Here is a 16,624-nt window from a genome sequence, read left to right on the forward strand (position 1 = left end):
ATCAGGGAGCAAGCTCCCTTCATCCGCTCGACTTGCATGTGTTAGGCCTGCCGCCAGCGTTCAATCTGAGCCATGATCAAACTCTTCAGTTCAATACTGCTTGGGTTTTGAGAAAACCCTAAACTTGGCTCAGCAATCGCAAAACTTTCAAATTAATGAAAGGTAACTCTCGAATTAACGAGTGTTGCTTTGTGATGCTGATAATCAGTTGACTATCAGTCTTACCTCACAAGCACCCACACGAATTGCTTGATTCAGTTGTTAAAGAACAGTTGGTTAAGTCTTTCATCTCAACCGAGGCCGCGCATTCTACAGCAGCCTCTCTATCTGTCAAGCTGTTTTTCGATTTTGTTTCCGGAGAAACTTCTTTCTACTCAACCACTTGCGCTTTCGATCCGAACCTCTTCTCTCCAGCGGGAGGCGCATTCTACAGCGTTCAAAACCGCTGTCAACCACCTCTTTCAAACCGCTTTCGATCCATTCGATCGAAGCATCAACAGGATCAAACCACCACCCTGTCGACCGGTTCGCATTCTACACGCCAGATCCAGCTTTGCAAGCCCTTCATTCAACTTAACTTATTGATTAACAAGCAGTTTTTGAAGCGCTTCATTGCTGAAGTGGCGCGCATTCTACATCAGCACGGCGAGCTGTAAACCCCTGACATGCAAATAATTGCGTAAATCGGATCAATCCCCCCACCTCTATATATAGAGGCTCAGATCACCCCTGCCTCGCGCAGCTCGGCAATCTGCGTTTCACTCATGCCCAGCAATCTCTGCAGCAGGGCTTCGGTGTGCTGGCCCAGCAGTGGCGGAGCCGAACGATAGGCCACTGGCGTCGCAGACAGGCGCAGCGGACTGGCGACCTGCGGCGTACTGCTGCCCAGGGCATTAGGCAGGTCGAGACGCAAACCTCGCGCCTGTACCTGAGGGTCGGCGAACACCTGCTGCAGATCATTGATCGGCCCACAGGGCACGCCGGCCTTTTCCAGCTGCTCGATCCACTGCGCGGTGGTCTTGAATACCGTGGCCTGGCGCAACAGCGGGATCAGCTCGGCACGATGGGCAACCCGGGCCTTGTTAGTGACAAAGCGCGGGTCATCGGCAAGGTTCGCAATACCCGCCACTTCGCAGAACTTACGGAACTGCCCATCGTTACCCACCGCAAGGATGAAGTTGCCATCGGCACTGGGGAAATCCTGGTAGGGCACGATATTGGGATGGGCATTGCCCAGGCGCTTGGGTGATACACCTGTCGCCAGGTAGTTCATCGCCTGATTGGCCAGGCAGGCGACCTGCACATCAAGCAAGGCCACATCTATATGCTGACCCACACCGGATTGCTCACGCTGATTCAGCGCGGCCAGCACACCCACAGTCGCGTAGAGACCAGTGAGGATATCGGTCAGGGCCACGCCGACCTTCATCGGGCCGGCACCCTCCTCGCCTTCCGGGCGCCCAGTCAGGCTCATCAGCCCGCCGAGCCCCTGGATCATGAAGTCGTAACCGGCACGCTTGGCATAGGGGCCGGTCTGACCGAAGCCGGTGATGGAGCAATAGATGAGACGCGGGTTGATCGCCTTCAGCGACTCATAATCCAGGCCATAAGCCGCCAGGCCGCCGACCTTGAAATTCTCCAGCAGCACATCGCACTGCGCGACCAACTCACGCACCAGGCGCTGGCCTTCGGGCTGGGTGAAATCCAGGGTCAGCGACTGCTTGTTGCGGTTGGCGCTCTGGAAGTAGGCCGCCTCACGCGAATCACTACCCTCGGCATCCTTTATGTAAGGAGGCCCCCAATGCCGGGTGTCGTCACCGGAACCTGGACGCTCGACCTTGATCACCTCGGCACCAAGGTCACCGAATATTTGCCCGGCCCAAGGGCCAGCCAGCACGCGAGATAGATCAAGCACGCGGATATGGGACAGTGCACCGGACATGGGCTTCTCCGTAGGGTGCGCCACGCGCACCATGGATCAGTGAGAGGCGCGAGCCTTCAGAAGAACGCCTGAATGCCGGTCTGCGCGCGACCGAGGATCAGCGCATGCACGTCATGGGTGCCCTCGTAGGTATTGACCACTTCAAGGTTGACCAGGTGACGGGCAATGCCGAACTCGTCACTGATGCCGTTACCGCCGAGCATGTCGCGCGCCATGCGGGCGATATCCAGCGCCTTGCCGCAGCTGTTGCGCTTCATGATCGAGGTGATTTCCACCGCAGCAGTGCCTTCGTCCTTCATTCGCCCGAGGCGCAGGCAGCCTTGTAGAGCCAAGGTGATTTCGGTCTGCATGTCGGCCAGCTTCTTCTGGATCAGCTGATTAGCCGCCAGCGGCCGGCCGAACTGGTGGCGATCGAGCACGTACTGGCGCGCGGTGTGCCAGCAGAATTCGGCGGCGCCCAGTGCGCCCCAGCTGATACCGTAACGGGCGGAGTTCAGGCAGGTGAACGGGCCGCGCAGGCCGCGTACATCAGGGAAGGCGTTCTCTTCGGGGCAGAACACGTTGTCCATGACGATCTCGCCGGTGATCGACGCGCGCAGGCCGACCTTGCCGTGAATCGTCGGAGCGGAGAGGCCTTCCCAGCCCTTTTCCAGGACAAAGCCACGGATCTCGCCAGCATCGTCCTTGGCCCAGACCACGAAGACATCGGCGATCGGACTGTTGGTGATCCACATCTTGCTACCGCTCAGGCGGTAGCCGCCGTCGACCTTCTTGGCGCGCGTGACCATGGAGCCCGGATCGGAGCCGTGGTTCGGCTCGGTCAGGCCGAAGCAACCGATATACTCGCCACTTGCGAGCTTGGGCAGATACTTCTGCTTGGTCGCTTCATTACCGAATTCGTTGATCGGCACCATCACCAACGAGGACTGCACGCTCATCATCGAGCGGTAACCGGAGTCGATGCGCTCCACTTCACGGGCGATCAGGCCATAGCACACGTAGTTCAGGCCACTGCCACCATAGGCCTCAGGAATGGTCGCACCCAACAAGCCGGTTTCGCCCATTTCGCGGAAGATCTTCGGATCGGTCTGCTCATGACGGAAGGCTTCCAGCACGCGGGGCGCCAGCTTGTCGTCAGCGAACTGCTGGGCGCTATCACGCACCATGCGCTCTTCTTCGGTCAGTTGCTGATCGAGCAGCAGCGGGTCGATCCAGTTGAAGCTTGCCTTGGCCATTGCGAGAAACCTCGAAGCGGTGAAGTGAGCGGTCGGTCCAGCCAACCCCGAATGGTTTTGATCCTAGGCCGGCTTCGAGCAGAGGACAAACGCAGAATCTGCACAGACCTGTGCATTTTTCTCACTCCGAGATAGTTTATTCATCTAGATTTATCGCTTACGAGTGAGGCTTTTGCATACATGCGTCGCAAGATACCCAGCACCGCTGCCCTGGTCGCCTTCGAATCCGCCGCTCGCCACCAAAGCTTCACCAAGGCCGCCGACGAGCTGAACCTGACGCAGAGCGCGATCTGCAGGCAGATCGGCGGACTGGAGAGCTTTCTCAATGTCGAACTGTTTCGCCGCTCCCGGCGCGGCGTCGTGCTGACCGAAGCGGGCGTCGCCTACAGTCGCAAGGTGGCAGCGCAACTCGATGCAGTGGAACGCGACACCCTGGCACTGATGGGCAACCAGGGCACCACCAGCATCGAGCTGGCGGTGGTACCGACCTTTGGCACGCAGTGGCTGTTGCCACGTTTGCGTGCCTTTCAGCAGCTGCACCCGGAGGTGACGGTGCACCTGACCAACCGCACACGCCCCTTCCTGTTCGCCGACACTCACTTCGATGCCGCCATTTATTATGGTGACGCCGAATGGTCGGGCACCGAAGCCCATTTCCTGATGCACGAACATCTGCTGCCGGTGTGCAGCCCGGCGCTGCTGGGCGATGCCCCAGTCGACGCCGAACGCATCGCCAACTTGCCACTGCTGCAGCAGACCACACGCCCCTATGCCTGGCGCCAGTGGTTCGCCGCCCAAGGCATGAATGTGGCCCGCGATATGACCGGCCCGCGACTTGAACTGTTTTCCATGCTGGCGCAGGCCGCTCAACATGAAATGGGCATCGCGCTGATCCCACCCTTCCTGATCCAGCGCGAACTGGAAGAGGGTAGCCTGGTGATCGCCCTCGACCGCACCGTGCCGAACAGTGACCGCGCCTATTACCTGATGGTGCCGGAACGCAAGTCCGAGTCTGCAGCGCTAAAAGCCTTTCGTGACTGGCTACTGGGCGAGGCGCACGCTTACCAGCAACGATGACCGACGCGCAGCCGTCGCCACCACCAACACCCAACAAACCCAAAAGAGCATATAGGGACTGGTAGCATGAAATTAGTCACGCTACATGACCGATTAGCGAAAAGTACGCCAAAGCCACTACTTTCGGGCTATAGCACTATTTCGAACACCCTGTGCATTACCTTCCACACCCGCTACTAGTCGACCAGTGGTCATTCTCGCCGCGAATGCCTGAGCAACGTTCTAGGCTACGTCTTACCTGCCTTTCCCCAGAATCCACGCGGGCTGTGCGCAGTATAAAAATCCCTCATAGACCCATTACTTGTAGTAATCCATTTTTTTTACTCCATAACTTCTTGTAAGGGTCTGCGTTCGATTGCACAATCGCCGCGCTCGCCACCTTCCGGCGGGTTATGTGCTGATCCCCAATCACCGGCGTGCCAGCGTAGTGCGCAGGTTCACTCAAAAGATCACGCAGGAGATTAGAAGTGCACATCGGTGTTCCTCTCGAAACCCATGCTGGGGAGACGCGGGTTGCCGCGACGCCCGAGACCGTCAAGAAACTGGTTGGCCAGGGCCATCAGGTGACCGTCCAGGCAGGTGCAGGCATCAGTGCCAGCATCCCGGACAGCGCCTTTGAAGCCGCTGGAGCCACCATTGGCAACGACTCGGCCGCGTTTGGCGCCGACCTGGTGCTGAAGGTGGTCGCACCAACCGACGCCGAACTGGCTCATATGAAGAGCGGCGCCGTCCTGGTGGGCATGCTCAACCCGTTCTGCAACGACACCATCGCGCGCATGAACGCTCGCGGCGTCACTGCCTTCGCCCTGGAGGCCGCACCGCGCACCTCCCGCGCGCAAAGCCTGGACGTACTGAGCTCGCAGGCCAATATCGCCGGCTACAAGGCCGCGCTGCTGGCAGCCCATCACTATCCACGCTTTATGCCGATGCTGATGACTGCTGCTGGCACCGTTAAGGCCGCGCGCATTTTGATTCTCGGTGCCGGCGTTGCCGGTCTGCAGGCCATCGCCACGGCCAAGCGCCTGGGTGCGGTGATCGAGGCCTCCGATGTGCGTCCGGCAGTCAAGGAGCAGATCGAGTCGCTCGGCGCCAAGTTCGTCGACGTGCCTTTCGAGACCGATGAAGAGCGTGAATGCGCCCAAGGCGTGGGCGGTTATGCCCGACCGATGCCGCAGTCCTGGATGGAACGTCAGGCCAAGGCCGTGCACGAGCGCGCCAAGCAGGCCGATATCGTCATCACCACTGCGCTGATTCCGGGCCGTAAGGCACCGACCTTGCTGCATGAAGCCACCGTCACCGAGATGAAGCCTGGCTCCGTAGTGATCGACCTTGCAGCTGCGCAAGGCGGCAACTGCCCGCTGACCGAGGCCGACAAGGTAGTGGTCAAGCATGGCGTGACCCTGGTCGGCCACACCAACCTGGCTGCACTGGTGCCGGCAGACGCTTCCGCCCTGTACGCACGCAACCTGCTGGACTTCCTCAAGCTGGTGATCGACAAGGAAGGCCAGTTCCAACTCAACCTCGAAGACGACATCGTCGCGGCCTGCCTGATGTGCAATGCCGGCGAAGTCGTGCGCAAGAACGGCTAAGGAGTAGGGACATGGATCTGATTTCCGACGGCATCTACAACCTGATCATCTTCGTGCTGGCCATCTATATCGGCTACCACGTGGTGTGGAACGTCACCCCGGCCCTGCATACCCCGCTGATGGCCGTGACCAACGCCATCTCGGCGATCGTGATCGTCGGTGCCATGCTGGCTGCCGCGCTTACCGTCACCCCGCTGGGCAAGACCATGGGCACCCTGGCCGTGGCCCTCGCTGCGGTCAACGTGTTCGGCGGCTTCCTGGTAACCCGGCGCATGCTGGAAATGTTCAAGAAGAAGGCGCCGAAAGCGCAGGCGGAGAAGCACTGACCATGAGCATGAACCTGATCACTGTTCTCTACCTCGTCGCCTCGGTGTGCTTCATCCAGGCGCTCAAGGGCCTGTCGCACCCGACTTCGTCGCGACGCGGCAATGTCTTCGGCATGGTCGGCATGGGCATCGCCATCGTCACCACGGTCGGCCTGATCCACAAGCTGGGCAGCGAACTGGCCGTGCAGGGCCTGGGCTTCGTCATCGCCGGCCTGCTGGTCGGCGGCAGCATCGGCACTGTCATGGCCAAGCGCGTGGAAATGACCAAGATGCCGGAGCTGGTCGCTTTCATGCACAGCATGATCGGCCTGGCGGCAGTGTGCATTGCCATTGCCGCGGTGGCCGAACCACAGTCTCTGGGCATCGTCGCCGGCATGGCCGACCCGATCCCGGCCGGTAACCGCCTGGAACTGTTCCTCGGTGCAGCCATCGGCGCCATCACCTTTTCCGGGTCGGTGATTGCCTTCGGCAAGCTGTCGGGCAAGTACAAGTTCCGCCTGTTCCAGGGCGCGCCGGTGGTCTTCAAGGGCCAGCACCTGCTCAACCTGGCCGTCGGGCTGGCCATTCTCGGTCTGGGCCTGGTCTACACCTTCACCGGTGACATCACCTCGTTCGCCATCCTGGTGGCGCTGGCGTTCGTCATCGGCGTGCTGATCATCATCCCTATCGGCGGCGCCGACATGCCGGTGGTGGTGTCGATGCTCAACAGCTACTCGGGCTGGGCAGCTGCCGGTATCGGCTTCTCGCTGAACAACTCGATGCTGATCGTCGCCGGTTCCCTGGTCGGCTCTTCGGGCGCCATCCTCTCGTACATCATGTGCAAGGCGATGAACCGTTCGTTCTTCAACGTCATCCTCGGTGGCTTCGGCGCCGATGCAGATGCCGGTGCAGCCAGCGGCAGCCAGGAGCAGCGCAGCGTCAAGTCGGGCTCTTCCGACGACGCCGCCTTCCTGCTGACCAACGCCGACACCGTGGTCATCGTGCCCGGTTACGGCCTGGCCGTGGCGCGTGCCCAGCATGCACTGATGGAACTGGCCGAGAAGCTGACTCATCGCGGCGTGACCGTGAAGTATGCGATCCATCCGGTCGCCGGGCGTATGCCTGGCCACATGAACGTACTGCTGGCCGAGGCCGAGGTGCCGTACGAGCAGGTGTTCGAGATGGAGGACATCAACTCCGAGCTCGGTCAGACCGACGTGGTGCTGGTGCTGGGTGCCAACGACGTGGTCAACCCGGCGGCGAAGAACGATCCGAAGTCGCCGATCGCTGGTATGCCGATCCTCGAGGCCTACAAAGCCAAGACCGTGATCGTCAACAAGCGCTCGATGGCCAGCGGCTACGCGGGCCTGGACAACGAACTGTTTTACATGGACAAGACCATGATGGTCTTCGGCGACGCCAAGAAGGTGATCGAGGACATGGTCAAGGCTGTGGAATAAGCCCTGACCGGTCAGACAGGAAACCCGGCCATGTGCCGGGTTTCCTGCTTATGTAACCAGCAAAAAAACTGATTTTCAGGTCAATCATCGCGGCAAATCAATTTCAAACTGTACTGCTTAAAAGACCAATATAATTGGGTTGCACCCAGTTAAAAATCTCGCTGAAGTCGGTTGCACCCAGTCTTTTCACTTATGACCAGTACAGTAATATCGATTACTGACCGAACAGTTACAAAGCAACCTATCTAATAGCACGACAATTTCATCCAGCTGTGACTACTGAGCCACCACTGCGCTCGGGATAATTTGCCCATCGAAAGCAAACACCAGCGCCGCCACAAGCGGAAGGATGACCACCATGGAACGTACCCTCAGTTCCGCCCTGCTTCAAACTCACAGCGTTGCCAGCGACAAATCGGCCTGGCTGCTCCGCGTTATCGCCACCCTCAGTCTGTGGCAGCGCCGTATCGTCAGCCGTCGTCAACTGGCTCGACTGGATGCCCGCCTGCTCGCTGACGCTGGCATTAGCGAAAATCAGCGTTACGTCGAACTGCAGAAGCCGTTCTGGCGTTAACACCCCCGCTTTGCTCCATCCCAAGTTGGGATCTTCTGAGAGCTCCACCGTCTCTGTTGCGGTGGGGCTTTCGTTTTATCTGCAACAGTCATCGCCCGAGCGAGCAGTACAGTTGCCATAAAACCGCCACTGCCCCCGCACAATTCCCCCAGGTTGTATCTGCTCGCCTAAGAGCGCTTGCGAGAACATGAGCTGCCACCCTTGTCTCTCGACAGGAGAACGCCATGGACCGCACTCACGAACCGCTCTCGCAACTTGCACACGGCAAGTCCCTGCACTGGCTCGGCCTCTACTCGACGCTGCGTCACTGGCAACGCAACCGCTGCACTCGTCGGCAGCTTGCCTTGCTCAATGAGCAACAACTGGCTGACGCCGGCATCAGCACAGCTCAGCGTGAGCAGGAACTGGCCAAGCCCTTCTGGCGCTGAGCCAGTAATGGAGCTAGGAATGCCGTTGGGCTAAGCTGCGGATGCGGGCAGAACAGCGCCCCGCCCTACCGGAGTTACCCCATATGCACCTGAAGAAATCCCTGATTGCAGCGCTTCTTTCATTAGGGCTGGCAGGCACCGCCTGCGCCAGCAGCCTGGTCGCGACCACCGACACTCTGGGCGGCGCCCTGGCCGGCACCGTCGAGGTCACCTCGGACGCGACCAGCTCGTTGCGCGACATGAAACAGCTGCGCGCGGCCCGCGATGACGCCGCCAGTTTCGTCGCCAGCGCTGGCGCGATCCGCAGCGTACGACTCGAAGCGGCCCTGGCGCACATTCGCCGTCATGACGCCGCGCTGGCGACGGCGGATGACCTAGCCCTGGCTCAGGCCATCCTCAGCCTGTGAAAACTTTGCACACGTCTATCGATCAGCTCGCTGCTGACCGACGCTGCCTGGCCCCGTAAACTTCGCCTACCTGCCTGGTCGCGGGGAACCGCGCCGGCCTGTCCACGTCAAATCGTCCGTTCTGCAGTTCTCGGAGCTCCTTATCATGCGTCGTTCATTCGTCATCGCCGTCGCCGCCTGCGCCCTGTTCAGCGGTATCGCTCAGGCGCAAACCGTGGTCGCCACCAGCAACATCGTGGTGCGCGCCCTGGATCGCAGCATCAACTTCACGTCCGATACCACCACCTCGCTGCGCGATATGAAAGCCGTGGTGCAAGCCCGTGACGATGCCGCCAGCTTCGTCGCCAGCGCTGGCGAGATTCGCGGCGCGCAACTGGAAGCTGCGCTGCAGACCATCCGCCAGCAGTTGCCGCAAGCGCAGGCTGCCAGCGATCTGCAACTGGCCGAAGCCATTCTCGCTCTGTGACCCACCTCGCCGCCTGGTGCTGCGGCGCGCTGCTGGCGCTGGCCGCAGGCTTCGCCCAGGCGCAGTTGCGTCTGACGCTGGACGACAGCGCTCTAGGCGCAGCCGAACGCCAGGCGAGCCAGGCCCTGCTGGACGAGGCGATGGCCGCATTGCCCCCGCGCTTCGCCCAGCAACTGGACCGAGAAGTGAGGGTCAGTTGGCGCGCTGGACTGCCCTCGGAGATCTACGGCCAGGTCGGTCGTTTCAGCGGCATCGAGCTCAACGCCGAGCTGCTGCCGAAGCTGGTCGATGGCTCGGCGGCAGAAAATCGCACCGGTCGCCCGCACGGCACCCAGCGCCAGGAACTGCTGGCCACCCTGCTGCATGAACTGACCCACCTCTACGACCGCGCCCGCCTCTGGTCTGCGGCCGAGCGCCGCCACATCAGCCAATGCCGACAGCGCGTCAGCTCCATGGGCCCGGTTGGGCTGCCGGAGGATTGTCGTGGCCAGACCGAGCGCCGCTTCACCCTCAGCGACGACCCGCGCCTGCTCGATCTGGCTGGCTGGCAGCAACGGGTCGGCCAGCGAGGCGCGCGCGATTTGGACAACGGCCAGATCGCACGCAGCCCGGACAGCTACGAGCTGACCAACGCGCTGGAGTTCGTCGCGGTCAACCTCGAATACTTTCTGCTCGACCCCAGCTATGCCTGCCGCCGCCCCTCGCTGGCGCGCTATTTCCGTGAGCACTTCGACTGGACGCCGCCCAGCGAGAACTGCAGCAACGACTACCCCTACCTCAATGCCGGGCGCGACTTCGCCCTGCAGCCACTGGGGCGCCTCGACCCTGAGCGCGTGTATGAAGTCGACTACCTGCTCGCCGAAGCCAACGATGCCTGGATGAGCCGCTGGGGCCACAGCATGCTGCGCCTGGTGGTCTGCGCACCGGGCCGGCCACGTGGCCCGGACTGCCGCCTGGATCTCGACCACCATCTGGTGCTGTCCTACCGTGCCTTCGTCGGCGACCTGCAACTGTCGAGCTGGGATGGCCTGACCGGCGTCTACCCCTCACGCCTGTTCGTGCTGCCGCTGGAGCAGGTGATTGATGAATACACCAAGGTCGAGCTGCGCAGCCTGGCCTCGGTACCGCTGCGCCTGTCGCGCGACGAGGTCGAGCAACTGGTGGTACGCGCCGCCGAACAGCACTGGAGCTATGACGGCGACTACTACTTCGTCTCCAACAACTGTGCGGTGGAAACCCTCAAGCTACTGCGCAGCGGCACCGGAAATCCGCGCCTGCATGCCCTCGACAGCATCCTGCCCAATGGCCTGCTGGAATTGATGGATGCACGCGGGCTGGCCGACACCACAGTGCTCGACGAGCCGCGCGAGGCGCTGCGCCTGGGCTATCGCTTCGACTCCTTCCGCGAGCGTTACCAGGCCATGTTCGCCGTGCTGCGCCAGCGCCTGCCGATCCCGCACGACAGCGTCGAGGCCTGGCTGGAACAGTCTGCAACGGCGCGCAGCCAATGGTTCGCCCAGGCCGACCTGCGCGCCAGCGCTGCCCTGTTATTGCTGGAACAGGCCGCGTTGCGCCGGCAGTTGCTGCTGGCCCAGGACGAACTCAAGCAGCGCTACCTCACTGGCCGCGCGGCGGGCGATCCGAACCTGAACAAGGCCGGCGCCGCGCTGGAGCAGATCCTGGCCAACAGCGGCTTTCTCAGCCGCCCGGCCGAACTGCTCGAAGGCGGTTACGGGCTGCCGCAACAGCAGGAATGGGAGCGTCTGGAAGCCAGCAGCAGCGAGCGCCAGCAGCAACTGCGCCAGCTTAGCGACGAGCTCGACGGCGAAGTGCGCAACCTGCTGCAACCCGAACGCCTGACCGAACTGGAGGCCAACGAGGCCAACCTGATAGCGCTAGGCGAACACCTGCGCGCCCTGCACAAGGCCAGCGGCGGGCTGGAGCTGCCCTAGCCTATCGAGTAGCCCGGATGCAATCCGGAGCAATCAGCTTCGCAGCAGCCGTTCGTAGGAGCCCCGCCCCGGGGCGACGCTTTTCGAGCCTGTAGCACCACGATTCGCGGCGGGGCGCCGCTCCTACAGCAGCGTCCCGGATTGCATCCGAGCTACGGTCGGCACCCTAGGGTATCAACTCCTGATCCTCTTCCGGCAACTGCGGATCGACCGTCAGCCAGGGCAGCCGGCTGCCCACCCAGATATGCCGATCCGCCGGGACTTGCTCCGGCTCGTCCAGAGTAGCCACGGTCACATCCAGCGTATCCGGGCTGAGCGAGGTGAACAGCGCCAGATGGGCGCCGCAGTCCGCGCAGAAATAACGCGTACAGCTGGCGGAGGACTTGAAAGCCTTCGGCGTGCCGCTTAACCAGTGAAACGTCTCACGGGGCACGGTGCCCCAGGTGGTGAGAATCCCGCCCGTGCTCCGCCGGCAGACCGAGCAGTGGCAATGAGCGATGTCCTCCAGCGGCGCATCGATCCGATAGCGCAGTGCACCACACTGGCAGCCGCCCTGATGTTCGACCTTCATCCCGCCTCCGCCTTGCATTGCCCCGCGCCGCTGACCAAGATGGGCGTTCACCACCACCGGGGGTTCCCGTGATAGACCTGTTGCTGGCCTTGTGGCCGCTGTTCGCCATGATAGTCGCCGGCTACTGGCTGCGCCTGCGTGAGTTCCCCAGCGAGGCTTTCTGGCCGGGTGCCGAGCGCCTCAATTACTTCATTCTGTTCCCTGCCCTGCTGTTCTCCAGCCTGGCCCGTGCGCCGCTGAACAATCCGGCACTGCCGCGCCTGGCGCTGGCCGTGCTGCTCGGCCTGGGCATCGCCTGGCTGGCGCTGCTGCTGGTGCGGCGCCTGCGCGGCTGGCCCGCTGGGCGTTTTGGCGCATTCACTCAAGGCATTCTGCGCTTCAACACCTACCTGGGCCTGGCTGCGGTCGGCAGCCTGTTCGGCCAGGAAGGCCTGACGCTCGCTGCCCTGATGCTGGCCCTGATGGTGCCGACGGTGAACGTGTTGTCGGTGTGGTCGCTGACCGCCGAACGCGGCATCAGTGCGCGCAGCCTGCTGCTGCCGATCATCAAGAATCCGCTGATCCTCGCCTGCGTCGGCGGAGCGCTGTTCAACCTCACGGGTATCGGCCTGCCGGGTGGCAGCGACCGTCTACTCAACCTGCTGGCTGCTGCTAGCCTGCCGCTGGGCCTGCTCTGTGTGGGTGCCGCACTCAAGCCAGAGCAACTGGGCGGAGAAATCCCGGCGTTGACCTGGAACAGCGCCCTGCGCCTGCTGGCGATGCCGCTGCTGGCCTGGTGCGTGGCCTGGGCGCTGGCACTGCCGGCGATGGAGAGCGCAGTGCTGGTGCTGTTCTTTGCTCTGCCCACCGCCCCCACGGCCTATGTGCTGACTCGCCAACTTGGCGGCGACAGCCAGTTGATGGCCGGCATAATCACCCTGCAGACGTTGCTGGCAGCAGGAAGTCTGGTGGCGATCATGATGATGCTGGCGTGAACGGCTACTGCGCGTAACTCTCGATCAGCCGCTGATACTCTCCGCGTGCCTTGAGCGCCTCGAGCCCACGATTGAAGCGCTCGATCAACTCGGTAGCACGCGGGTGCTGCCGCGAGACGATGAAGTGCAGCGTACTGCTCTGAAACGGCACCCGTGACCGGTGAAACTGCGCCAGTTCAGCGCCAGCACTGTGCAAAGCACTGCCCCCCAGGTTACGGTCGGCAATGAACAGGTCGTCACGTTCGAGCAGCAGCAGCCGTGCGCATTCCTGCAGACCCAGTGGAGAATGACGGCGCAGCACACCCTGCTCGACCATTTGCTGGATCGCCGCCGGTGGCTGCCAGCCCAGCGGATAGCAGAGTCGCCGGCCGATCATGGCGGGCAGATCATCGAGCTCGATGTGATCACCGGCCCGGCTGAAGATGTATGGTTCGGCCACATAAATGGGCGCCGAGTAGAAAAACTCCGCCTCGCGCTCGGCAGAACGGATGTAGGGAAAGGTGGCGTCGTACTCAACGCGCTTGGCTTTCAGGTAACCGCGGTTCCAGGGCAGCCAGTCGAGTGTGATTGCCGCCCCCTGCTCGGCCAGCGCAGCCCGCACCACCTGGGTGAGCATGCCCTGACCAGGCCAATGCCTTGCCAGTGAACGGCGCATAGTCATCGCCCGTAGCCAGGTGCAGCACCTCCGCTCGCACCGATGTGCACAACAGCAGGCCAAGCAGAGCCGCCCCCCAGAATTCCACCATCAATCTCCAATAACTGGCGTGCATGCGCCTTACTAACCCTGATCATTGACTCTCGCTGTCGCAAGCCAGGCTGTCCAGTGCAACCCGGTTATAGAGCGACAATTCATCAGGTTCTCTTGATACGGAACAAGAGGCATTGCAAGACTACGACTATCCTTGCTGCACCACGAACCGACTGCGACACGCCGATGAACGATACCAGCGCCAACGACCAGCCCGATGTTTTCCCCTACCTGCAGCTGATGCATCAACATGCCGGCTCGGACCTGTTCTTCAGCGTCGGCGCGCCGCCGCACATGAAGGTCGAAGGGCATAGCCAGCCCGTCGGCCAGCGCATCATGAAGGCCGGTGAGGTGCAGCAGCTGGCCTATCAACTGATGACGCAGAAGCAGATCGCCGAGTTCGAACGCGACCTGGAGATGAACCTGGCCGTCAGCCTGCAGGGCGCCGGGCGTTATCGGGTCAACGTCTATTACCAGCGCGGCGAAGTGGCCATGGTGGTGCGCCTGATCAAGAGCGAGATCCCCAGCTTCGAGGCACTTGGCCTGCCCGGGCTGCTGGAGAAACTGGCCATGCAGGACCGCGGGCTGATCCTGGTCACCGGCGCGGCCGGCTCGGGCAAGTCCACCACGCTGGCGGCGATGCTGGATTTTCGCAACCGCCACAAGAGCGGGCATATCGTCTGCATCGAAGACCCCATCGAGTTCCTCCACAGCCACCAGCGCTCGATCATCGACCAGCGTGAAGTCGGCCTGGATACCCACAGCTTCGCTGATGCCCTGCGCAACGTGCTGCGTGAGGCGCCGGACGTGATCATGCTTGGCGAAATCCGCGACGCCGCCACCATGCAGCATGCCCTGCACTACGCCGAAACCGGCCACCTGTGCGTCGCCACGCTGCACGCCACCAGCAGCAGCCACGCCATCGAGCGGATCGCCCGCTTCTTCCCCGACGATGCACGCAAGCAGGTGCTGGCCGATGTGGCGCACAACCTGCTGGCGGTCATTGGCCAACGTCTGGTGCCGGGTATCGCCCAGAAGCGCGTGGCGGCCGTGGAGCTGATGCTCGGTACGCCCTATATCCGCGACCTGATCCAGCGCGACGAGCTGGAGGAGTTGCGCGAGGCCACGGCGCGAGCGGCCGAACAAGGTCTGCAGACCTTCGACCAGCACCTGTTCGCCCTGCTCGAAACCGGGCGCATCAGCCTGGCCGAAGCACTCAAGTTCGCCGACTCGCGCACCGACCTGAGCCTCAAGTTCAAACTCGAACGCGGCTTCTCCGCCGACGACGCCGAGCTCAAGGTGCTGCGCGACGGCTGAGCAGCACCGACGGTCAGCGCCTTCAGTCGCCGCTGCTCACTCGCTCGGGCGCGGCCGGCTCCACGCCGCGCCAGGCATACCAGGCGAAGAACAGCGCCATCAGCAGATAGCCGTGGACGAAGTCCGGCGCGGCGTACCAGGCCAGTTTCGGTGCGTGCATCAGACCAACGAAGGCCATGCCGGCCGCCACCAGAGCGAAGACGGTGGCCTGGCGGAACTGACGATCGATCACCGCCACGCACATGGCACCGAGCAGGATGGCGCTGAACATGGCGCCCTGCCCCAACGCGCCGATGGCACTGGAAATGCCCTCGACCACCTCAGGCGCGCCCCGATTGAAGCGGGTCATCAGGTAGTTGGCGAAATACGGTAGCATCGCCAGCGCCACTGCCGGGTAGTAACGGGCGTGGTTGCTGTTGAACGCGGTGGCGATCATCGACATGCCGACGAATACCAGGATCGGCGCCACCACCGACACCGGAATCAGCGCGGCGATAAAGGCGATCAGACCGAACATGGTCGCCAAGCCGTACACCGCGCCATTGAGCAGGCTGTAACCACGCCCGGCGCCCATCCACTTCGAACCCACGGTGGCGATGTACACGGTGGTCGGGAACACGCCGCCGAACAGCGCCCCGAGCGAGGTGCCGAGTCCGTCTACCGCCTGACACTCGCGCACGCTGTAGCTGTCACCGGCGGCGCTCATGGCCTCGACGTTGTTCATGGTCTCGATGGCGTTGTACAGGGTGATCGGTAAAATTACCGTCATCAGCGCCAGCAGAGTGGTGAACAGCAGGCCCAGACCTTCGTACCAGGCCAGGTTGGGCAGCAGCGGGTAGAAACCCAGGTGGGTGAAGGCATCGCTGAACTTGCCGCCGTCAGCCGCGCCGATCAGGTAGGCCAGCGCGGTGCCGACGACGATGGCGAACAGCGAGGCAGGGAGGCGGAACGGCATGCTCACCCGCGCCACCAGGCCGACGATGGTGATGGCCAGCACCAGCAGGCCGATCACCGGAATTTCCAGGGTCTTGAACAGCATTTCCCCGGCGATGAAGGTCAGTGCCACCCCGGCCACCGCGCCGAGCATGGCCGCACGCGGCAGATGACGCTGCACCCAGTTGCCGATCAGGCTGATAGCCGCCTCGATCAGGCCACTGATGAAGCACGCGGCCACGGCCACCTTCCAGGCCAGTTCTGCATCGCCGGTGAGGTTTTTCGCCGGCAGCAGCACCCCGAACAGAAAGACGAACATCACCGGCGTGCTGATGCCGTAGGACAGCGCGGTGACGTCGGCGCGGTTCTCCTTGCGCGCCAGACGCGCGGCGCTCCAGGCGTAGTAGAAGTTACCGGCCATCACCGCCACCGCCGCCCCCGGCAGTACCTGACCGAACACGATTTCGGCGGGAAAGCCCATGCCCAGCATGCTGATGGCGATGATCACGAAGTTGGCGATGTTGTTCTGGAACAGGGCGAAGAACGCGTCGGTGTCTTCCTTCTTGTACCAGGGGTAATGCACGCGCGGCGTCGACATGCTGGCTGCGTCCTTGTTGTCTGAGTGGTCAGGGCGGCGAGTCTAACA

17 protein-coding genes and 1 rRNA gene are annotated in these 16,624 nt (G+C 62.4%); 12 read left to right on the top strand and 6 right to left on the bottom strand.

From position 1 onward, the window contains the following. A 16S ribosomal RNA gene (locus PSOLE_RS01995) occupies positions 1-92 on the bottom strand; the annotation flags it as partial. A 153-nt stretch (positions 93-245) separates the two neighbouring features. Between PSOLE_RS01995 and PSOLE_RS02000 the strand changes: the two genes are divergently transcribed. Continuing rightward, positions 246-656, top strand: a complete 411-nt coding sequence (locus PSOLE_RS02000; RefSeq protein WP_249044918.1) for a hypothetical protein — start codon at positions 246-248, stop codon at positions 654-656. A 62-nt stretch (positions 657-718) separates the two neighbouring features. Here PSOLE_RS02000 and PSOLE_RS02005 read toward each other — a convergent pair whose 3' ends face one another. After that, on the bottom strand, positions 719-1,942 hold the full coding sequence (locus tag PSOLE_RS02005; protein ID WP_074855858.1) for a CaiB/BaiF CoA transferase family protein: 1,224 nt from the start codon (positions 1,940-1,942) through the stop codon (positions 719-721). Between the two features lie 56 nt (positions 1,943-1,998). Beyond that, complete coding sequence (locus tag PSOLE_RS02010) at positions 1,999-3,177, bottom strand: acyl-CoA dehydrogenase (protein ID WP_003464657.1); 1,179 nt, start codon at positions 3,175-3,177, stop codon at positions 1,999-2,001. Positions 3,178-3,357: 180 nt separating this feature from the next. Here PSOLE_RS02010 and PSOLE_RS02015 point away from each other — a divergent pair, with 180 nt between their 5' ends. The 9 genes from PSOLE_RS02015 to PSOLE_RS02055 all read left to right on the top strand — a co-directional run bounded on the left by PSOLE_RS02015 (position 3,358) and on the right by PSOLE_RS02055 (position 11,435). Then, entirely contained in the window at positions 3,358-4,254 is an 897-nt protein-coding gene (locus tag PSOLE_RS02015) for a LysR family transcriptional regulator (RefSeq protein ID WP_074855856.1), read from the top strand. Between the two features lie 467 nt (positions 4,255-4,721). Next, a complete protein-coding gene (locus tag PSOLE_RS02020) occupies positions 4,722-5,843 on the top strand; it encodes a Re/Si-specific NAD(P)(+) transhydrogenase subunit alpha (RefSeq protein WP_074855854.1) in 1,122 nt (373 codons plus the stop codon). A gap of 11 nt (positions 5,844-5,854) precedes the next feature. After that, positions 5,855-6,169 (top strand): NAD(P) transhydrogenase subunit alpha, encoded by a 315-nt coding sequence (locus PSOLE_RS02025; protein WP_072425293.1) that lies wholly within the window; start codon positions 5,855-5,857, stop codon positions 6,167-6,169. 2 nt (positions 6,170-6,171) lie between these two features. Further along, positions 6,172-7,608, top strand: a complete 1,437-nt coding sequence (locus PSOLE_RS02030; RefSeq protein ID WP_074855852.1) for an NAD(P)(+) transhydrogenase (Re/Si-specific) subunit beta — start codon at positions 6,172-6,174, stop codon at positions 7,606-7,608. 358 nt (positions 7,609-7,966) lie between these two features. Continuing rightward, entirely contained in the window at positions 7,967-8,182 is a 216-nt protein-coding gene (locus PSOLE_RS02035; protein WP_017676107.1) for a DUF1127 domain-containing protein, read from the top strand. Between the two features lie 224 nt (positions 8,183-8,406). Next, complete coding sequence (locus tag PSOLE_RS02040; RefSeq protein WP_074855850.1) at positions 8,407-8,610, top strand: DUF1127 domain-containing protein; 204 nt, start codon at positions 8,407-8,409, stop codon at positions 8,608-8,610. Positions 8,611-8,693: 83 nt separating this feature from the next. Further along, positions 8,694-9,017 (top strand): DUF2388 domain-containing protein, encoded by a 324-nt coding sequence (locus PSOLE_RS02045; RefSeq protein WP_074855847.1) that lies wholly within the window; start codon positions 8,694-8,696, stop codon positions 9,015-9,017. Between the two features lie 145 nt (positions 9,018-9,162). After that, entirely contained in the window at positions 9,163-9,483 is a 321-nt protein-coding gene (locus tag PSOLE_RS02050) for a DUF2388 domain-containing protein (protein ID WP_017676111.1), read from the top strand. Beyond that, entirely contained in the window at positions 9,480-11,435 is a 1,956-nt protein-coding gene (locus tag PSOLE_RS02055; protein WP_074855845.1) for a DUF7844 domain-containing protein, read from the top strand. The genes PSOLE_RS02050 and PSOLE_RS02055 overlap by 4 nt, the downstream gene beginning before the upstream one ends. A gap of 166 nt (positions 11,436-11,601) precedes the next feature. Here the strand turns inward: PSOLE_RS02055 and PSOLE_RS02060 are convergent, their stop codons facing one another. Further along, positions 11,602-12,006 carry a GFA family protein gene (locus PSOLE_RS02060; protein WP_074855843.1) on the bottom strand — a complete coding sequence of 135 codons (405 nt, stop codon included), beginning with the start codon at positions 12,004-12,006 and terminating at the stop codon, positions 11,602-11,604. A gap of 68 nt (positions 12,007-12,074) precedes the next feature. On the opposite strand from PSOLE_RS02060, the gene PSOLE_RS02065 reads away from it, so the two are divergent. Next, positions 12,075-12,980, top strand: coding sequence for an AEC family transporter (locus tag PSOLE_RS02065; RefSeq protein WP_074855841.1), 906 nt, complete (start codon positions 12,075-12,077; stop codon positions 12,978-12,980). A gap of 4 nt (positions 12,981-12,984) precedes the next feature. Here PSOLE_RS02065 and PSOLE_RS02070 read toward each other — a convergent pair whose 3' ends face one another. Further along, positions 12,985-13,635, bottom strand: coding sequence for a substrate-binding periplasmic protein (locus PSOLE_RS02070; RefSeq protein ID WP_241197973.1), 651 nt, complete (start codon positions 13,633-13,635; stop codon positions 12,985-12,987). Between the two features lie 279 nt (positions 13,636-13,914). Here PSOLE_RS02070 and PSOLE_RS02075 point away from each other — a divergent pair, with 279 nt between their 5' ends. Then, positions 13,915-15,045 carry a PilT/PilU family type 4a pilus ATPase gene (locus PSOLE_RS02075; RefSeq protein ID WP_074855839.1) on the top strand — a complete coding sequence of 377 codons (1,131 nt, stop codon included), beginning with the start codon at positions 13,915-13,917 and terminating at the stop codon, positions 15,043-15,045. Positions 15,046-15,067: 22 nt separating this feature from the next. On the opposite strand, the gene PSOLE_RS02080 is transcribed toward PSOLE_RS02075, so the two are convergent. Further along, positions 15,068-16,576: a uracil permease gene (locus PSOLE_RS02080; protein WP_074855838.1), complete on the bottom strand. Its 1,509-nt coding sequence runs from the start codon at positions 16,574-16,576 to the stop codon at positions 15,068-15,070. Between the last annotated feature and the right edge of the window lie 48 nt (positions 16,577-16,624).

The sequence above is a fragment of the Pseudomonas oleovorans subsp. oleovorans genome (assembly GCF_002197815.1).
Classification (GTDB): Bacteria; Pseudomonadota; Gammaproteobacteria; order Pseudomonadales; family Pseudomonadaceae; genus Aquipseudomonas; species Aquipseudomonas oleovorans.